General features: G+C 45.2%; 12 protein-coding genes. 6 read left to right on the forward strand and 6 right to left on the reverse strand.

Annotated elements, in window-relative coordinates; all coding sequences use genetic code 11:
- Positions 1-292 precede the first annotated feature (292 nt).
- From L5L98_RS14775 to L5L98_RS14790, 4 genes are all read right to left on the reverse strand, one after another.
- A complete protein-coding gene (locus tag L5L98_RS14775; protein WP_263142045.1) occupies positions 293-1594 on the reverse strand; it encodes a HipA domain-containing protein in 1302 nt (433 codons plus the stop codon).
- 3 nt (positions 1595-1597) lie between these two features.
- Positions 1598-1834 carry a type II toxin-antitoxin system antitoxin HipB gene (gene hipB, locus L5L98_RS14780; RefSeq protein WP_105253052.1) on the reverse strand — a complete coding sequence of 79 codons (237 nt, stop codon included), beginning with the start codon at positions 1832-1834 and terminating at the stop codon, positions 1598-1600.
- Between the two features lie 604 nt (positions 1835-2438).
- On the reverse strand, positions 2439-4067 hold the full coding sequence (gene groL / locus L5L98_RS14785) for a chaperonin GroEL (RefSeq protein ID WP_263142049.1): 1629 nt from the start codon (positions 4065-4067) through the stop codon (positions 2439-2441).
- 57 nt (positions 4068-4124) lie between these two features.
- Positions 4125-4415: a co-chaperone GroES gene (locus L5L98_RS14790; protein WP_006086113.1), complete on the reverse strand. Its 291-nt coding sequence runs from the start codon at positions 4413-4415 to the stop codon at positions 4125-4127.
- Positions 4416-4639: 224 nt separating this feature from the next.
- On the opposite strand from L5L98_RS14790, the gene L5L98_RS14795 reads away from it, so the two are divergent.
- A complete protein-coding gene (locus tag L5L98_RS14795) occupies positions 4640-6007 on the forward strand; it encodes an MATE family efflux transporter (protein WP_113940005.1) in 1368 nt (455 codons plus the stop codon).
- Position 6008: 1 nt separating this feature from the next.
- Here L5L98_RS14795 and L5L98_RS14800 read toward each other — a convergent pair whose 3' ends face one another.
- Positions 6009-6998 carry a LysR family transcriptional regulator gene (locus tag L5L98_RS14800; protein WP_263142149.1) on the reverse strand — a complete coding sequence of 330 codons (990 nt, stop codon included), beginning with the start codon at positions 6996-6998 and terminating at the stop codon, positions 6009-6011.
- Positions 6999-7126: 128 nt separating this feature from the next.
- On the opposite strand from L5L98_RS14800, the gene L5L98_RS14805 reads away from it, so the two are divergent.
- The 3 genes from L5L98_RS14805 to L5L98_RS14815 all read left to right on the forward strand — a co-directional run bounded on the left by L5L98_RS14805 (position 7127) and on the right by L5L98_RS14815 (position 12982).
- Entirely contained in the window at positions 7127-8209 is a 1083-nt protein-coding gene (locus tag L5L98_RS14805; protein WP_263142052.1) for an efflux RND transporter periplasmic adaptor subunit, read from the forward strand.
- Between the two features lie 3 nt (positions 8210-8212).
- Entirely contained in the window at positions 8213-11299 is a 3087-nt protein-coding gene (locus L5L98_RS14810; protein ID WP_263142054.1) for an efflux RND transporter permease subunit, read from the forward strand.
- 696 nt (positions 11300-11995) lie between these two features.
- Positions 11996-12982 (forward strand): DUF3187 family protein, encoded by a 987-nt coding sequence (locus tag L5L98_RS14815; protein ID WP_263142056.1) that lies wholly within the window; start codon positions 11996-11998, stop codon positions 12980-12982.
- Between the two features lie 277 nt (positions 12983-13259).
- Here the strand turns inward: L5L98_RS14815 and L5L98_RS14820 are convergent, their stop codons facing one another.
- Positions 13260-13856 (reverse strand): FxsA family protein, encoded by a 597-nt coding sequence (locus L5L98_RS14820; RefSeq protein ID WP_105251362.1) that lies wholly within the window; start codon positions 13854-13856, stop codon positions 13260-13262.
- 225 nt (positions 13857-14081) lie between these two features.
- On the opposite strand from L5L98_RS14820, the gene cutA reads away from it, so the two are divergent.
- Both cutA and L5L98_RS14830 read left to right on the forward strand, forming a co-directional pair.
- Complete coding sequence (cutA, locus tag L5L98_RS14825; protein WP_113940010.1) at positions 14082-14405, forward strand: divalent-cation tolerance protein CutA; 324 nt, start codon at positions 14082-14084, stop codon at positions 14403-14405.
- Positions 14402-16237: a protein-disulfide reductase DsbD gene (locus tag L5L98_RS14830; RefSeq protein WP_263142059.1), complete on the forward strand. Its 1836-nt coding sequence runs from the start codon at positions 14402-14404 to the stop codon at positions 16235-16237. Before cutA ends, L5L98_RS14830 begins: the two co-directional genes overlap by 4 nt.
- Positions 16238-16304: the final 67 nt, after the last annotated feature.

Genomic DNA, 16304 nt, shown 5'->3' on the forward strand with positions numbered 1-16304 from the left:
CATGTAACTTCGCTAGGGGCGTCTTGGAGCATCCAAGGGCGAAGGTCAACGGCCGTTTTGAGCGCGAGATAGGGATATCAAGCTGGTAGTTTAACATGGACGTTTTTGATAGGACGAGCAGTCCTCCTTGGTCGGGTGTGGGGTGAAGCCCCACGACTTTGATTTTGCCTTTAAAAGCAATCAAGAATTATGGGATATGCTCAACTCTCTATAGATTAACAAACAAAGCCAAGGTGACAGGAGTGCCCCTTTCCCTACGAAATTACCGCTGGGTCATAAGCTGTAGCTAGAGCTACACTTCGACATCCCTGACCTCGTCAGCAAAACTAAGGTAACGATCACATCTCGCCAGCAACTGCGCTTTGTAATGAGCCACAAATGATGCTTCACTCTCATCGAGAGCCGGGAGCATTGAAACCACCTCAGCTATTGCCTGCAGTATTCTTCGCGCTATTGTCGTTAAGTTACTGATTAATAGATTTCTTGGTAAACCTAGGCCATCAATAAATGCGGCCAATTGATACGCGTAAATGCTGTTTGGATCAAATTCGTCATCAATTGCCATAGCAAGCTCTTGTTCAAAATCCTCATACATAGCCACGCTGACCAAATCGTACCAAGGAGTTGGCTCCATTCCGCTTGGCGTCATAAAAAACGAGTAGTTTTTACCGTGTGCATCGGCATTACCGGTCAGTAAATTGAATAGCGCCCACTGCAGCATATCCTGCTTAGCGGCCACTGGATTACGGCATTTTGCTGCGAGACTAAAGAGCCTGTTAAAACTTACCCCTTCACGAATATCTTTAACATCACGCCCTGAACCAAAATTACGTTCATATTTTTTGCTAACACTAAAACCAAGAGCTTGGCAGCTATCGACAATATGTCTTCTTAATACCTTTTGCGCATTTGGTATATAACGTCGGTCAAAGCGTTCGACACAGAGTACTTTGTAATCTCCAAAATGAACAATATCGACATTAGCCACATTCATTCCAATCGCCTTAGCTAGGCGCATCGTCATAAATTCATTAAGCACTAAATGGCGATATTTTTCGAATTTAACAATATGGGTAGATGAAAGCGCGCCTTCGGCAAATGCAAATTCTTCACCGTTATAAAACAGGTTTAATTTAGGTTGTACACCCGCTACCGACAGTCGAGGTTTGCCGTCCCAAATTTCCATAGGCCACATTGTGGGATCTTCAATTCGCTGAATAACTTCTTCAGCCTTAATTGGCCGTAATTGTGTTTCAGGCAGCAAAGTCCCTTTAGGAACAAAAGCAACAGCACCTGCGGTATCGAGACCAATGGCGCGGATCAAGGCAAAGGTATTTCCCTTGGAGACGCCAAGCGATTCAATTAGATAATCTAATCCTTTGTTTTCTGGTAATAAGTTAACCAAAAACATCGATATCTGACTGCTACTTGCTGGGCCATCTAAGGGAATTGTTGGGGATAGTGGGAATCCGCTTTGTTGCCACTTTTCGGTGTAATGCACGGCAAAGGTGTCGGTCGTCGCATCAAAGGACAATTCCCCGATAATTAAATCACCGAGGTGCATCTCTAACGTGAGCTTTTTAGAAGTACTCATGGGTTAATACCAGCCGTTAGTTTCGGTGTCGCTGGTTTGAACCGAAACGATATCAATCCCCAGACCATCAAGGATTTTGAATACGGTTGAGATATAAACATCCTCACCTTTTTCAACTCGGATCAGCGTTTTTTTGGTTACGCCGCACAGCATGGCCGCCACGTCTTGGGTAAGAGCAGCACTTTTCCTTCGTTCTTTAATTAACAAGCCTAGGGATTGTTGATTTAGCGGTGATGCCATCATCATCTCCAAAAGTGTAACTTCATACACCTTAGCCCTAAAACCAGCCCCATTCAATATAAAAGTGTACAGAACTACACTTTTGGATTGTTGAAAATGACAAGCTATCAAAAAGTGTACAATGTTACACCTTCATGGTCATTTCAGTGCTTAAATCTCAAAAAGTGTAGGTAAGTACACCCAATACTTCCCCAAGTTGCCAGACCAAAAACAAAACCCCGAAACTGTTACCAGCATCGGGGTTTTCTTTTACAAGAACTTTGGTTTGAGGCTTTTAGGCATCAGACCAGCAAAGTATCTTACGTTGGATAAATCGAGTTAGAACAAGGCGCTTTACCACGACGTTTAGCTTTCTGCTCCCAATACAATCTAGAGTGGTTAAGCAACACTTCCTTAGCCCCTCAGATACAAAAAAATCCCTGACACTATTAAGTATCAGGGATTTTTTTAGGTGTCGCTCTTAGCGGACTAAGAACTTAGGCCTAGGGGTCTGACGTTTTTGCACAGCATAAAACGTTCAGTACAAGGCGCTGTGAGCGTAGCATACGTTGTGTGTATATGAGCGAGCAGCAACGCCGTAATCAACGTTTTAGACCAGCAAAAATTACATCATGCCGCCCATCCCACCCATACCGCCCATATCTTGGCTAGCATTTTGTGGGATCTCAGCAACCATAGCTTCTGTAGTGATCATCAGACCTGCGATTGACGCAGCGAATTGCAATGCACAACGGGTCACTTTAGTTGGGTCAAGGATACCCATTTCTAACATATCACCGTAAGTGTCATTACCGGCGTTATAACCGAAGTTACCGCTGCCGTTCTTCACTGTGTTAGCAACAACTGACGCTTCTTCACCCGCGTTAGTGGCGATTTGACGTAGTGGCGCTTCCATTGCACGCAGTGCGATAACCACACCGTGTTTTTGGTCTTCGTTTAATACTTCTACTTCAGCGATCTTAGAAGCTACGCGAACCAGAGCAACACCGCCGCCAGGAACCACGCCTTCTTCTACCGCAGCGCGAGTTGCATGCAGAGCATCTTCAACGCGGGCTTTTTTCTCTTTCATTTCAACTTCAGTCGCTGCGCCAACTTTGATTACTGCTACGCCGCCAGCTAGTTTAGCCATACGCTCTTGCAGTTTTTCTTTGTCGTAGTCAGAAGTTGACTCTTCAACTTGTTGTTTGATTTGGCTTACACGAGCAGCAATTTGTGTTTGCTCGCCGTTACCATCGATGATGGTGGTGTTGTCTTTAGTGATCACAACACGCTTAGCTGTACCTAAATCTTCCAACGTTGCTTTTTCAAGCTCTAGGCCGATTTCTTCAGCAATAACAGTACCGCCAGTCAGGATTGCTACGTCTTGCAGCATTGCCTTACGACGATCGCCAAAGCCAGGTGCTTTAACAGCAGCCACTTTCACGATACCGCGCATGTTGTTCACAACTAATGTTGCTAATGCTTCGCCTTCAACGTCTTCAGCAACGATAAGCAATGGCTTACCGGTTTTTGCCAGACCTTCAAGGATAGGTAACAGTTCGCGAATGTTAGAGATTTTCTTGTCTACTAACAGTACGAATGGGTGATCTAATTCAACGCTGCCCGTTTCTGGCTTGTTGATGAAGTATGGAGATAGGTAGCCACGGTCAAACTGCATACCTTCTACTACGTCCAATTCGTTTTCTAACGCTTGGCCTTCTTCAACTGTGATCACGCCTTCTTTACCGACTTTTTCCATCGCAGTTGCGATGATTTCGCCGATAGATTCGTCAGAGTTTGCAGAGATAGTCGCAACTTGCGCAATCGCTTTTGAATCTGCACAAGGTTGTGATAAGGCTTTTAATTCAGCCACAGCAGCGATAACGGCTTTGTCGATACCGCGCTTCAGATCCATTGGGTTCATACCGGCTGCAACGGCTTTTAAGCCTTCAACGACAATGGCTTGAGCCAATACAGTTGCAGTAGTAGTACCATCACCGGCGGCGTCGTTGGCTTTAGAAGCAACTTCTTTCACCATTTGCGCGCCCATGTTTTCGAATTTGTCTTCTAACTCGATTTCTTTGGCAACAGAAACACCGTCTTTAGTGATCAGTGGTGAGCCGAAGCTCTTGTCTAATACCACGTTACGGCCTTTAGGGCCTAAGGTCACTTTAACTGCGTTTGCGAGAATGTTTACGCCAGCCAGCATTCTTACGCGAGCGTCATTACCAAATACAACTTCTTTAGCTGCCATCTTGATTATCCTTTAAATTTTTAATGATTAATTGGAATGTCGAATTGATGCTGAGGATTAACCCACTACTGCCATCAGGTCAGCTTCCGACAGGATCAAGACTTCTTGACCGTCGATTTTTTCTTTCTTAACGCCGTAACCTTCGTTGAAGATCACCACGTCACCCACTTTGACATCCAGTGGCTTAACTGTGCCATTTTCTAAAATACGGCCATTGCCCACAGCAAGGATTTCACCGCGAGTTGATTTTTCAGCGGCGCTACCGGTCAGTACTATGCCACCCGCTGATGTAGATTCAACTTCTAGACGCTTAACGATTACGCGGTCATGTAATGGACGAATATTCATCTATGAACTCTCCTAATGATTTGATGCCCTACAATCGAGCCTATTTGTGATTAAAAAAACAGACACCTTAGTCTGCTCTTTTGCTGTCTGAGATATGGGGCTGACAGTGTCGAGATCCAAGGGCATTTACAAAAAAAACTTCAATTTTTTGATGTCGGTTTTTTCAAGTCCGCACAATCCTGCTAGAATCTCGCCTCCGCTCGCTAACAAGGCACTATTTTTCCATGAAAGACAGACACGGGCTGCTCACCGCGCCAATTGGTCGTGTACTGCTCAACATGAGCCTCCCCAACTTAATTGGCATTATGACCATTCTAGGTTTCAGCCTCGCTGACACTTTTTTTATCAGCCAATTGGGCACTGAAGCCTTAGCCGCCATCAGTTTTACCTTTCCGGTGACCTTAGTGATCTCTAGCATCGCCATTGGTATTGGCGCTGGAGTCTCGACCAATTTAGGTCGACTTATCGGTTCGGGTAATGCCCATAAGGCCAAAGTGTTCTTGCATGATGCCTTATTGCTCACCTTTGTCTTGATCGCCAGTTTAGCCGCACTGGGTAGCATTTTTATTACGCCACTGTTTCGCTTACTCGGGGCAAACGATGACAGCTTGCCGCTGATCCACGACTATATGATTTACTGGTATGTCAGCGCACCGCTGCTGGTATTGTTGATGGTAGGCAATCAAGGTTTACGTTCCACTGGCGACACCCGCTCGCCGGCGATGATCATGGCGCTGGCGGCGCTCATCAATCTTATCCTCGATCCGTTATTGATTTTTGGTATTGGGCCATTTCCACGTTTAGAAATCCAAGGCGCCGCGATTGCAACCCTGTTCGCCTGGTTGATTGCCTTATCTTTGTCGGGATATTTGTTGATTGTCAGGCGCAAAATGCTCGAATGGACCGCCTTTGACATAGACAGAATGCGCGCAAACTGGAGCAAATTAGCCCATATCGCACAACCTGCCGCCTTGATGAATTTAATCAATCCACTAGCTAATGCCATTATTATGGCCATGTTGGCGCATATCGATCACAGCGCCGTGGCAGCCTTTGGTGCCGGTACTCGGTTAGAGTCAGTGCTATTAATCGTAGTGATGGCACTGTCGTCGAGTTTAATGCCCTTTATTGCGCAAAACTTAGGGGCAGGACAGCCACACAGAGCAAAAGAAGCCCTGCTATTATCGATAAAATTTATCTTTATTTTCCAAACCTTACTCTATATCCCACTGATCTTTTTAGCCGAGCCTATCGCGCATTTATTCAGTACCGATCCGCAGGTTATCGAATGGCTGAGTTTTTATATCTTAGTGCTGCCCTGCGCCTACGGACCTTTGGGTATAGTGATTATTGTCGCGACCTCGCTCAATGCCTACCACAGGCCTATGAGTTCATTAGTCATCAATCTGTGCCGCTTAGTGCTGCTCATGCTGCCGCTAGCAGCCTTGGGATCGTATATAGGTGACGTTAAAGGCCTGCTGCTCGCGCTACCTGTGACTAATATTTTGATGGGAATTGCCTGTTACTGGCTGGCGCAGCGGATCTGTGAGCCCACAAAGATCACGACCGCAAACGCCATTAGCGAGGGGTAAACTAGCTTGATTTTTTAACGGGAAAGCGCAAGACATCGTCTGAAAACGCTTCCGTAGAGGCTTTGCAGGATCGACGTGGGCCTTGCTCGCTCATGTTGATCGGCACGCCATTTGGCACTAACTCTTGCATGATATAGTCGATAAAGCGTCGACAGGCTAAACTTACGTAACGTCTTGATGGATAAGCTAAGAAACACTCGCCTTGGTGGGGCTGGATTTCAGGTAACAAAGTCACTAACTCACCGCTTTGTACATATTCATCCACGACTTCAGCAGGCGCATACACTATGCCGCGTCCTTGCAATCCAAACTCAACCGCCACTTCAATACTATTTGAGCAGAAATTACCTCTGACTCTCACCTCTTGTTCTGAACCGATAAATAACTCATTAAAGATTTTGCCATTGGATAAACGGAACATAGACACATTATGCGCTTCAATCTCTTTCGGTGTTTTAGGTGTGCCATGTGCCGCTAAATATTGCGGACTGGCGTAAAAACGTAAGTCAGTGGTAAAAATTGGCCGCACTACTAAATCTAAGGTATCCAACGCAGGCTCGACCACAAAAGCCACATCGAGATTATGTTTCACCATATCAACGGATTCTGAACTGCTGATGACTTCTAAGGTGAGTTTAGGGTGCATATCCATAAAGCGGAAAATGGCCTGCATCAAGATTTTCATGCTGTGGATGGGGAACATTTGAATGCGCAAATGCCCGCTGATCTCAGCATCGTCATTGGTCATTTCGAATAGGGTTTCGTCGAGCTGAGCCAAAATATTCTGCGAGCGCTGGTAAAAATGACTGCCCGCAGAAGTGAGCGTCATAGAGCGGCTCTGACGGTGGAACAATTTAATGTTCAGCTCATCTTCCAAGGCTTGCAAACGCCGACTCACAGTCGATTTTGGCAAGTTAAGTAAATCCGCCGCTTCAATCAAACTACCGGTTTCAGCAATTCGGTGGAATAACGCTAAGTCCTCTGTCTTCATTTTGACCTTAAGTTCAATCTCATTATGTGGGACTGATATTCCCAAATTATCCCATTTATTGCAACTAATTTAGCTGGTATCTTCGCGCCCAGAAATGCTGACAATTTGTTAACTAGGAAATCTCCACCATGAAATCATATCGACTCTTGCCGCTGACAATGCTGCTTCCAGCCCTGATCAGTGGTTGTTCGCCTGCGGAAAGTTCAGTGCAAGTGGCAACAATTCGTCCGGTTAAACTGTTTGAAGTACTCAATGTAGAAGACGGAGATTTCAGAACATTTCCAGCCCGCGTTGCCGCCAATAGTCGCGCAGAATTGTCGTTCCGCATTTCAGGACAATTAACAGAATTGGCATTAGTTGAAGGGCAAAGAGTCACTCAAGGTAGCTTACTCGCAAAACTTGATGACAGGGACGCCCACAATAATTTAATGACCCGCGAGGCGGAGCATGAACTGTTAGCCGCTGACTTTAAACGTAAAGTCGAGCTACTCAATCGCAAGCTGATTTCACAATCTGAGTTTGATAGCACTCAAGCGCAACTCAAATCGGCCACCGCCGCCTTAGCCGCTGCACGCGATCAACTGAGTTACACCCGTTTAACGGCGCCTTTTAGCGGTACAGTCGCCAAACGTTTAGTGGATAACCACCAAATAGTGCAAGCAAACCAAGGGGTATTAACATTACAGAACAATAACTTGCTCGATATTAGCATTCAAGTTCCCGAGTCGATGGCGGCGGGTTTGAAGCAATATACCGATCAAGCTCACTTTGCAGCTAAAGTGCGTTTTAGTGCCTTCCCTGAGCAAAGTTTCGATGCCAAATTTAAAGAATACTCGACTCAAGTCACGCCGGGTACCCAAGCCTATGAAGTGGTGTTTTCGTTACCTCAACCTCAAGATATTCAGTTACTTCCAGGAATGAGTGCCGAGTTGACCTTAGCCTTAGTCAAAGATCCTAGTGCCCTCGCGTCAACGGTAGTGCCAGTGACCGCTATCGATAAGCGCGACCAAGATGGCCAAGTGCAAGTGTGGATTTATCAAGCGCAATCGGGTGAAGTAAAACCGACGATGGTGACGCTAGGACGCGTCAGTAATCAAGGTGTTGAGATTTTAACGGGCGTCAGCAAGGGCGATCTCATCGTCAGCGCTGGAGTGTCTCAATTATCCGATGGCATGAAAGTCAAACCACTACGCTGGCAGCGTGGGGTGTAATTGATGAACATTGCAGAGTATTCGATACGCCACAAAGTCATCAGTTGGATGTTTGTGTTGCTGCTACTCGTGGGTGGTAGCGTCAGTTTTACCGGTTTGGGGCAACTAGAATTCCCCGAATTTACCATTAAAGAAGCTTTAGTGATCACGGCTTATCCCGGTGCATCGCCTGAGCAAGTTGAAGAAGAAGTGACATTACCGCTCGAAGATGCCCTGCAGCAACTCGACGCCATTAAGCATGTGACTTCAATTAATAGTGCGGGTTTATCACAAATCCAAATCGAGATTAAAGAAAGCTACGATAAAACCAGCCTGCCGCAGGTGTGGGATGAAGTGCGTCGTAAAGTTAATGATGCAGCGGGAAACTTGCCGCCGGGCACAGCAACGCCACAGGTGATGGACGACTTTGGCGATGTGTATGGCATTTTATTTAACCTTTCGGGACCTGATTACAGCAACCGCGAGTTGAGCAATTACGCCGACTATCTGCGCCGTGAGCTAGTGCTAGTACCTGGAGTGAAAAAGGTTTCTGTTGCTGGCAACGTCACCGAGCAAGTCGTGATTGAAATCTCCCAGCAAAAGCTATCGGCACTGGGGTTAGATCAGAGCTATATCTATGGCTTAGTGAACAATCAAAACGTCGTCTCTAACGCGGGCAGCTTAGTGATTGGCGATAACCGTATCCGCATTCATCCCACGGGCGAATTTAGCAATGTGCAGGATCTCGCGCGTTTAATCGTCAGCCCTCCGGGTAGCTCTGAGCTGATTTACCTTGGCGACATTGCCAATATTGAAAGGGATTATGACGAAACCCCTAATGTGCTTTATCACAATAAAGGTGAAGCTGCGTTATCGCTGGGGATTTCTTTCTCTAGCGGTGTGAATGTAGTCGAAATCGGGCAAAAGGTCAGTGACCGTTTAGCCGAGCTTGAATCACAACGCCCAATCGGCATGAATTTAGCGACGGTTTATAATCAGAGTCAGGCGGTAGATGAGACAGTTAACGGCTTCTTAATCAACCTAATGGAATCCATTGCCATAGTGATCGCCGTGCTTCTGCTGTTTATGGGATTGCGCTCAGGTCTATTGATGGGCCTGATCTTACTGCTGACGATTCTAGGTACTTTTATCGTGATGAAAGTGCTCGGGATTGAGCTACAGCTCATCTCCCTCGGCGCACTCATTATTGCCCTTGGTATGTTGGTCGATAACGCCATTGTCGTTACTGAAGGCATTTTAATTGGTATCCGTCGCGGTAAGACCCGTTTGGAAGCGGCCAAACAGATAGTGTCCCAAACCCAGTGGCCGCTATTGGGCGCGACTGTAATTGCCATTATTGCCTTTGCCCCCATTGGCTTATCGCAAAATGCCGCCGGTGAATTCTGCCGTTCTTTATTCCAAGTGTTGATGATTTCGCTGTTTATCAGCTGGATCACCGCCATCACACTCACGCCGTTTTTCTGTCATCTGTTATTTAAAGATGCGCCGAGCGATGAAGAAGCCCAAGACCCCTACAAGGGCTGGTTCTTCAGCTTATATCGCACAAGCTTAATTGTGGCACTGCGCTTTAGGCTGGTGAGCATACTGCTGGTTATCGCTATGCTTTTCAGCGCTGTAGTGGGCTTTGGTCATATCAAGAATGTGTTCTTTCCTGCTTCTAACACGCCGATTTTCTTTGTGGATATCTGGATGCCAGAGGGGACTGACATCAAGGCGACCGAGCGTTTTACCGCTGATATTGAGAAGTTAATGCTTACGCTGGACGAGCAAAAAGACGTTGGGCTAAAACACTTAACAACCGTTATTGGCCAAGGTTCGCAGCGTTTCGTCCTGCCTTATCAGCCAGAAAAAGGCTATCCCGCCTTTGCCCAGTTGATTGTAGAAATGCAGGATTTAGACGCAGTTAAAGCCTATATGCCAGAATTAGAAACCTTGTTAAATCAACGTTTCCCGCATGCACAATATCGTTTAAAAAACATGGAGAACGGCCCTTCGCCCGCCGCCAAAATTGAGGCACGCTTTTACGGTGATAACCCTGAAGTGCTGCGCGCTTTAGGTGCTCAAGCCGAGGCGATTTTCCACGCCGAACCAAGCATGGATGGCATACGTCACAACTGGCGTAATCAAGTGCCGTTGATCCGTCCGCAACTGGAAAATGCCCAAGCGCGGGAAACGGGGATCAGTAAGCAAGACCTCGACAATGCCCTATTGGTTAACTTTAGCGGTAAGCAAATAGGTTTATACCGAGAAACCAGCCACTTGTTGCCGATAGTCGCCAGAGCGCCCGCCGAAGAACGTTTGCAAGCGGACAGCCTATGGAAGCTGCAAATTTGGAGCAGCGAACACAATACCTTTGTGCCCGCCACCCAAGTAGTCAGTAGCTTCAACACTGAGTGGGAAAATCCGCTGGTGATGCGCCGCGATCGCATGCGCATGCTCGCAGTAATGGCCGATCCTAAGCTTGGTAGCAATGAAACCGCCGATTCTGTACTGCGCAAAATCAAAGACCAAGTCGAAGCGATCAGCTTGCCCGCGGGTTACCGCTTAGAATGGGGCGGTGAATTTGAAACCGCAGGTGAAGCACAAGCGTCGGTATTTAGCTCAATTCCCTTAGGTTATCTAGCGATGTTTTTAATTACCGTATTCTTGTTCAACTCAGTGCGTCAGCCCTTAGTGATCTGGTTTACTGTGCCACTGGCCTTGATTGGGGTTTCGGCGGGACTCTTGTTGTTCGATGCGCCCTTCAGCTTTATGGCACTACTCGGATTACTGAGTTTGTCGGGCATGGTGATTAAAAACGGTATTGTCTTGGTCGATCAGATCAACCTCGAGCTCAGTGAAGGTAAACCAGCCTATTTTGCCTTAATCGACTCCTGTGTCAGCCGTGTTCGTCCAGTGATGATGGCCGCGATAACCACTATGCTCGGGATGATACCGCTGATCCCCGACGCGTTTTTCGGTTCTATGGCGATTACAATTATTTTCGGTCTAGGCTTCGCTTCTCTGCTGACGCTCATCGTACTGCCAGTGATGTACAGCCTAGTATTCAATATCAAAGCGACGGCAACAGGAGGTCAATCACCCAGCTAACCTGCTCCGCATTTTATCCAAAAACGCTTCCCGGCGCGGCCGGTCAGTCATTCGTGGCTGGCTGGCCATTTCATTTTTGATCTATTGCGGTTTGAGGGACAATTTAAACAAGCACATCCATTAGATAAACAAGTTTGGCAAACTGAGATTGGTCTTTAATTACGATAACTAATATGACTGATAAATAAATATATTAATTAAAAAATATGAACTATCAGTTCCATATTTTCACCGCTAATACGGGACAATTACCTGTTACACACATTTACACGAGTAAATAGCAGCGGTATATTTAGTGCTGATTATTCATTTACAATGCCATCTGAAATACCACTACCTATAACTAACAACATAAACAATGTTATTGCTTTGTTAGCATAATAATTTATGTTTGAGAAACATCATGAAATTACGCTTTGATAGCGTCCAGACAATGAGTAAACAGACAATATTACTGGCAGTTATTAGCACTTTACTAATACTCACTACAATCCCGTTTATCTGTAGGTCATTCTGGCTCGCACTTGTACTATTATGGTATGTTTTTTGTAGTTTTTAATTCTAAAATTAATTATAAATCTGTCTAATCAAAAACTTTATTGCTTCAAACAGACAAAATTTAAGTCATTTATACATAACATCAGCCTCACTACAAAACATTGCTTTTAATAGATATTAGCTAAAAAAGAGTTTTCGATGAAATATGCAAAGAAAATTTTATTTGTGACTATTAGAGCACCTCTAATTTATACGGTAATATTTTTACCGAGTACTTTCGCAGAAAATATCAATTATAGTCATTATGGGCCACTTCGTGTGCATGCCCAATCACCTACACAGGCGGGTAGCTTAACGCCTCTACTTCGTTCAGGATTTGCACAGCCTGAAGGGAAAAAAGAGATATACGGATCTGCAACAGTAGCAAGTGTATGGGCTGAAACTGACGATTACTATGCTGACTATTATCATAATTCTCTTAATGGCGGAATAAAGTGGCAACTCACTGAAAAATGGATGTTTGATACTAATTATAAGTGGAGTTTTAGTGGGGATAACCATCTTGACTCGGTCACTATCTGGTTTCATGATGCATTTGGTGTGGGTCAAAATGGCCGCGACAATACAATCAAAGACAAAAACCAAATATTTTCAAAGAATGGTATAAATCAACCTGATCTTTCTGGCGATACGCTAACGAATGCCCTAAATTTCTATTTAGAATATCAATTGCTTAGTGAGGATAATTATGGTCTATCAATTGGTGGCAGCTTATATTACAACCATGTTAATTCTGGCCCATTTGTAGATAACCGTTTTGAACAAGCATTACAGCTGAATTATAGCTATACATCTGGAATGCATCATTTTTACTCCACAACAGGTATAAGTTTTAGACAAAATGATGAAAGTCTATCTGGAATAGACTATAAAGACCATGCTGTAATGTTATCTTTAGGTTATGAGTATTTAATGGGACGCCATGGTTGGCTTATTGAATTACATCACTATGAAGGTTTACTCAAAACAGATAATGACTTTTCAAAACCTTCTCACGAAGTATTTCTAGGCTATAGGTATTATCTGAATAACAGTGCAATTGAATTCACTATCGTCGAAAACCTACTCAACATGGACAACAGCACTGATATTGCTTTTTCTCTTGGATACAGAGTCATGATTTAATAATACCTAACTTTATCGCGTGGATGCGAAAAAAAAGCTTTTCTCTAATATCATGTTAACTCTTATACCTGAGTGGGCGGGTTATTAGTATTGGAGTTTTTTAAGAGTGAAATGGCTATTACGGTGGAGGTGAACCAGCGGCACAGGTCAGATTGATTCAGTGGGCCACTGGTATCTAAGGGATATTAGGGGCGAATAAACGCGATAATCAAATGAGTTAATCCAATAAAAAACTAACGCAAAAAGCGACTAAGACAATACGAGACTCATACTAAGACTAAGGCTTAGGATCTTTATCCTGTTCTTTGTCCTGCGCTTTATCAGAGAGTTGATGGCTAGCGGGTTTGATATCACTTGGATCGACTTTATGTTCAAAGTCTCCCTCAAACACATTACCGTCCTTTTTCACACTATCATCAAATGGTGCTTGGCCAAATGGGTCCTGTGGCTTAGGCCCAAAGGGACCTTGGCCTGCTTGAAAGCCACCGTGCATTGTGCCCTGTAAACCGGCAACAACCCGTAACTGCATACGTTTGAACAGCAAGGCAGCAATGGGACGACGGGTTAATGGCGTCAAGAATAATAGGCCAATGGCATCGGTTACAAAACCGGGGATCACGAGCAAGATGCCCGCCATAGCTAACATCATACCTTCAACGATTTCTTGCCCCGGTGCTTCACCACGGGCGAGTTTTTGTTGTACTTGCATTAAGGTGTTTAAGCCTTGGCTGCGAACCAGAGAGACCCCGAGCACGGCGGTAAACAGCACTAAACCTATGGTAGTCCAAGTGCCAAGCACTTCACCCACACGGATCAGCACCGACAGCTCTATTACTGGGATCAGCACAAAGAGTAAAAATATAATGAAAAACATACCGACCTCAGGTTTATCTGACTATCTCTGTAAACTAAATGGGGGTTATCCGGTCTTAATTCAAGTCAGGATAACCATTAGGACCAAGTAAGGGAGCAAAACACTGATATTTAGCTCACCCTTTTGTTAACCCGCTAATGTATGAGACCATTAAAACACGTAAAGTAGCCTAACGAAGTTGGCTTAAGCGAACTTTAAGATTCTTAAGAGACGATACCTAACACTATGCAGCATCAGTATTTAGTGGTTAGCACTACCTGCCCCGATGAAGTACAAGCCAATACTTTGGCCCGAGCTTTAATTGAGTCGCGTATTGCCGCTTGTGTTCAGATTTCCGCCCCGATACGTTCAATTTATGCTTGGGAAGGAAAAATCTGTGAAGAGCAAGAATTTAGCTTACAGATTAAATGTTTACAAAGTCGATATACAGAGTTAGAACAACTTGTGCTTAGGCTTCACCCTTATCAAGTACCCGAAATTATTGCCGTGCCTGTGACCCACGGGCTACCAGCCTACTTAGATTGGATAAAAGACAACACTCAGCCATGAAAAAACTACTCAGCCTTATTTTCACTTCTTTATTGCTTCTTGCGCCCTTAGCTCATAGTGAAGGGGTTTTCGGTAACAAATTCGACTTCATGAAGGGTGAGCCTGAATTGATGCCTGTCGATCAAGCATTTGTCTTCGATTCCAAGCAAGAAGGTAATCAGGTCAAACTCAATTGGGTGATTGCCGACGGTTACTATATGTACCGCGACAAGCTTAAATTTAGCGTCAATGGTGCCGAGTTAGGCACGGTCGCTCTACCAAAGGGAAAGCCCCATGAAGATGAGTATTTTGGTAAGCAAGAAGTCTATTATACCTATGTCGATATTCCCGTTGGTTTAAAACAGGCCGATGAAAATGCCACGCTCACAGTGACCTTTATGGGTTGTGCCGAAGGTAAATTGTGTTATCCACCGACCAAGCATGAAGTCGTTTTAAAGGCGATTGCAGCCAACGATGGATTAATTGCAGGCGCCGAATCAACCACGACGACTGAGCAAACCAGCACTGAGCCAAGCACTGCCGATAAAACCAATACGCAACCCATTACTCAGCAAGATACCCTGAGCCAAATGCTGTCGAACGACAGCTTAATTTGGACTTTAGTGATCTTCTTTGGTCTAGGTGTCGGTCTGGCATTAACGCCCTGCGTATTCCCTATGTATCCGATTTTGTCGGGTATTATTGTCGGCCAAGGGCAAAAGCTCTCAACCGCAAAAGCCTTTACCTTGTCCATGGCTTACGTCCAAGGCATGGCAATCACTTACTCTATCTTAGGGTTAGTGGTCGCATCGGCGGGACTAAAATACCAAGCGGCATTACAACATCCTGCCGTATTAGTCGTACTCGCGATTTTGTTCTTTGTGCTCAGCTTATCTATGTTTGGCCTATACGATTTGAAACTGCCATCGAGCTGGCAGGAGAAGATGAACTCAGTCTCGAATAATCAAAAAGGCGGCAACTTAGTTGGCGTGTTCTTGATGGGCGTGATTTCTGGCCTTGTCGCATCACCTTGTACTACCGCGCCGCTGTCGGGTGCACTCGTTTATGTGGCCCAAACCGGCGACCTACTCCAAGGTTTCTTAGCCCTGTATGTACTCAGTATGGGTATGGGATTACCTCTACTGATTATCGGCACCTCAGGCGGTAAATTATTACCGAGAGCCGGCGCTTGGATGGACATCATCAAGACTATCTTCGGCTTCCTGCTGATCGCTGTATCTATCGTGATGCTTGGCCGTATTTGGACAGGAGTAGTATCCGATGTGCTTTGGTCACTGTGGGGCGTAAGCTTCACCGGCTACTTGATGCATCAGAACAAACTCAGTGAATTTAACTGGAAACAAACTGTACGTTCAGTCCTATTAACGCTGGCGCTACTGGCGAGCTTCTCCTACGGATTCCAAGCTGTGATGGGACACTTTGGTTTTAATAACAATTCCGTAGGCACTGCGGCGACGACCGAAGAAGTCCATGGCTTTAAACGGATTAAATCGATTGAAGATCTTGAGCAAGAAATTGCAGCCGCTACCGCCCAAGGTAAGCCTGTGATGCTCGATCTGTACGCCGATTGGTGTGTTGCCTGTAAAGAGTTCGAAGCCATCACCTTTAAAGATGCCAACGTGTTAGCCCGCATGAATAAAATCGTGCTGCTACAAGCGGATGTGACTAAAAGTGACAAGGTCGATGTGGCCTTACTCGAAAAATACAATGTGCTCGGTTTGCCTACGCTGTTGATGTTTAATGAACAAGGTGAGCAAAGGGAAGATTTACGCGTGACTGGTTTTATGGGCCCCAAAGATTTTGCCACCCATTTAGATCATCTCGTGAAATAGTAACGATTTAGGCTTAGACCAGCGGAGTGATTTAGTTCACGCGAGTTTTAACAGCCAAGTGTATTTA

This window comes from Shewanella sp. SM23, assembly GCF_025654295.1.
In the GTDB taxonomy this organism is placed as follows: Bacteria; Pseudomonadota; Gammaproteobacteria; order Enterobacterales; family Shewanellaceae; genus Shewanella; species Shewanella oncorhynchi.